The sequence below is a fragment of the Microcystis sp. LEGE 08355 genome, from assembly GCF_015207185.1.
GTDB lineage: Bacteria > Cyanobacteriota > Cyanobacteriia > Cyanobacteriales > Microcystaceae > Microcystis > Microcystis panniformis.
On the sequence record NZ_JADEXI010000467.1, the window covers coordinates 1 to 3,688 of the forward strand.

2 protein-coding genes are annotated in these 3,688 nt (G+C 45.8%); one reads left to right on the forward strand and one right to left on the reverse strand.

All coding sequences use genetic code 11. The features are described from left to right. The first annotated feature begins 184 nt into the window (after window positions 1-184). Window positions 185-721 carry a hypothetical protein gene (locus IQ242_RS19285; protein ID WP_002771399.1) on the forward strand — a complete coding sequence of 179 codons (537 nt, stop codon included), beginning with the start codon at window positions 185-187 and terminating at the stop codon, window positions 719-721. A gap of 228 nt (window positions 722-949) precedes the next feature. Here the strand turns inward: IQ242_RS19285 and IQ242_RS19290 are convergent, their stop codons facing one another. Beyond that, window positions 950-3,520 (reverse strand): TIGR03960 family B12-binding radical SAM protein, encoded by a 2,571-nt coding sequence (locus IQ242_RS19290; protein ID WP_193961075.1) that lies wholly within the window; start codon window positions 3,518-3,520, stop codon window positions 950-952. Window positions 3,521-3,688 lie beyond the last annotated feature (168 nt).

Sequence of the window (3,688 nt, forward strand, 5' to 3'; positions counted from 1 at the left end):
GGCCGCAGGGCTTGCGGTGTCAGTCTGTAGAGCGACCATAAGACCAGAACAGAGTAAATCTGTTAAGGCAGGTGCGAAAAATCCTTCGGGAAAGAAGCAGAAACCCAAATCGTGAGGTTTGGGAATCGCCGTCCGTTTTACGGCGGCGAGGATGTCAACTCCCTTTATTTGATTAGGTGAATCTGTGTCTTACGAAACTTTATTAGCGGAATACAGCTGTCGTGAAGGGGCGATCGAATTATTGCGACAATATCGCCCCTATTTAGAGTTAATTCCTAGTCTGCGTCGTCCTGAAGAGAGTTTAATTACTATTCCCTTGCCCTTGGTCAGAATTCGTCCATCTTCTGGCCTTGAATCTAGAAAGACGGTACAATTAGCCTGTGATTTGGCGATTCTGATGTGTGATCCGGAATGGAAAATTAAATTAGGTTCAGAAATCCTGATTTTTATCCATCGTCCGGGGGAAGATTTTTCTGATTTGTTGAAACGCTGGCGCGAAACCCAAATCTGTTTAGATAAAGAATATGAATGGTTAATGCCCCCCAGAGAACAACATATGTTTAGTGAAGGTGCAGAAAAAATTCATCCTTTATTTGTGGTTTTTGATCAAACGGACGAGAGAATAAAAAAGGGTTTAAGAGGGGCTTTTTTACCGATGGTTGTTCAAAATTATCGGCCAGCGTTGATTGATGATTCCTTAGAATTAGTCGATCAAGATTAGCTGACTCTCTTAAGTATCTAAGCACAATTAATTACACATCTAAGCCACTACTCCGTCAGAATTCTGCTGTGATCAGTAAACAGTGAACTGAAAACTCAAATCCGATCCCTAATAGCTGTCTCCCGTCTCGGAGTCTCCTGTCTCGGAGTCTCCTGTCTCGGAGTCTCGACTAGGAAATTAATTTTGCACGACTACTTAGTTTAGTATAAAGGGAACAGTTGACGATGGTTAAGCCCCTAAAATCAAGCGCTGACGATGAAAATTAAGCAGCGAAATTTCCTCTCCAGAAACCCTTTCTAACATCTCGACGATATGATCGGGCTGTAGTAAAGTGCCATCATTGCGACAACTGCCCACATAGCACAAAACGGCTTGTTTGTCAACAGTTTTTAACTCTAATTCATATAATTGTTCTCGCAGATTAATCGTGACTTTTTTGCCGGATTTGGTGGTTTTTTCCCGTTCCATCACCGTTGCTTGTTTAATTGCCTCGAGCCAATTTTGCCACTGTTGGCAGTCAATTCCCTCGCTATTAAAAGTGAGCAAATACTCGGCTTTTTCTAACAAACGGGTGGCAGCAGGAGCATTTAAGGGAATTTCTTCCACCTGATAAACCGGCAAATCTGCGGGTAATTGCGCTCTTAACTGCTGTTTAAACGTCTCTAAATCGATCACTTTTGTCAATTCAAAATCGACAATCTCACCGCTACTGGTTGCTCCCAAGGATAAAGCATTGGCGATCGAAATGCGCGGACCAGGGTGAAATCCACCGGTAAAGGAAATGGGAATAGCAGCCCGACGGACGACGCGATCAAATAAACGCACCAGATCCAAGTGGCTAACTAGGGCCATTTCGCCAATTTTGCCAAACCAAACCCGAATTCTTTGGGCGCGTTCTTGATTGGGTTGAAAATGTCCGGCAAAACCGGGAATCGGGGGCGCTTCAATAACGATATTATGGCCAAAATCGACGCTACAAACGCCACAATGGGAACAACCCTCAAAAGAACAATCGGGAACCGTTGCCGCGTCTAGAGCGCGTTTTAAGTCCTCCTCTAGCCATTTTTTATCGATACCGGTATCCAGATGATCCCAGGGCAAAGGACGCTCTAAAATATCTTTGTCTGCATCGACAAAAATATTCCATTCTCCCTGTTCTACCTGACGATATTTCCACGTTAAACCCGATTCTTCGATCGCCTGTGACCATGCTTGATAGGCTTTTTCTGTATTATCCCACCAAGCATCCATCCCCGCTCCCAATTGCCAAGCGCGCAGCACCACTTTCCCTAAACTTCTGTCACCGCGACCGATAAAATCTTCCATGGCCGAGATGCGGACATCGGTATAATTGACTTTTACCCCTCTCATACCCTGGAATTCCTGTTTTAATAACTCCTGTTTGCGGATAAATTCGGCCGTGGAGACGGAATGCCACTGGAAGGGGGTATGGGGTTTAGGGGTAAAATTCGAGATAGTTAGGGTAAAATCCAGGGGTTTCCGCTTCGGTAAACGACATTCCCGACGCAACCAACGCACCGTTTCCACGATACCGATGACATCCACATCGGTTTCCCCTGGCAAACCGATCATAAAATAGAGTTTGACCTTATCCCAACCCTGTTCGACAGCAGTTTTTATCCCTCTGAGTAATTCTTCGTTGGTTAACCCTTTGTTAATCACATCGCGCATTCGCTGGGTTCCCGCTTCCGGTGCAAAGGTTAAACCCGATTGACGATTGCCCCCAATTATGTTAGCAATATTTTCGTCAAAGCGATCGACTCTTTGACTGGGTAAGGATAGAGATATATTCTCATTCTGGAGACGGTTTTTAATCTCCATTCCTACGGCAGGTAGAGCTAGATAATCGGAGCAACTGAGAGATAATAGAGAAAATTCATTATATCCCGTCGCTCGCATTCCTTTTTCAATCGATTCGATGACTGCTTCCGGTTGCACATCCCGCGCGGGACGGGTTAACATCCCCGGTTGACAGAAACGACATCCCCTAGTGCAACCGCGACGAATTTCCACCACCAGGCGATCGTGAACCGTTTCCACGAAGGGAACTAAACCGATAGAATAGGCTGGGATAGGAGTAGCTACCCGGCGTAAAATTCTTTGCGGTACATCGTCACGATTGGGGATAACTGCACCGATTGGGGTGACATCGTAGAAACGCGGTACATATACCCCCGGAATTTGGGCTAAATCTAGTAATAGTTCTTCTTTGCTTAGATTAGCTAGTTTACCTTCTTCTAGAATTAAACCGATTTCTGGCAATAATTCTTCGCCATCACCGAGGGCGATAAAATCAAAAAAGTCGGCGTAGGGTTCGGGGTTAGAGGTGGCAGTTTGTCCCCCAGCAAAAATTAGCGGATAGTTACCCGCATCTCTTTCTCTCCAAGTCAAGGGAATTGCCGCTAGGTCGAGCATTTCTAAAATATTGGTGGCTCCTAGCTCGTAACTAAGACTAAAACCGAGAATATCAAAATCGGTGAGGCAACGACGGGATTCTAGGGCAAATAAGGTGGTTTTTGTCTGTTTGAGTTTTTGGGCTAAATCCGGTGCGGGTAAATAAGTGCGATCGCAGAGTTGGCGAGGTTGTGCATTGAGGATATTGTAGAGGATAATATGGCCGAGGTTAGATGCCCCCACTTCGTACACTTCCGGATAGGTTAACACCCAACGAACCACCGCACTTGCCCATTCTTTATGTTTAGCACCTAACTCGTTGCCCAAATAACGCGCCGGTCGAACAATGTCGGGGGTGAGTAGTTGGTCTAAAGCAATAGTCACGGCAATCTACCTCAGATATCTTCAGCAATGGGTGCTTTTCTACTATAGCAGCCAGAATCGAGTCAGTATTCAGGAGTCGGGAGACAGGAGTCGGGAGACAGGAGACAGGAGACAGGAGACAGGAGACAGGAGATAGGAGGCAGCTTTATTCTCCCCACACCCCACACC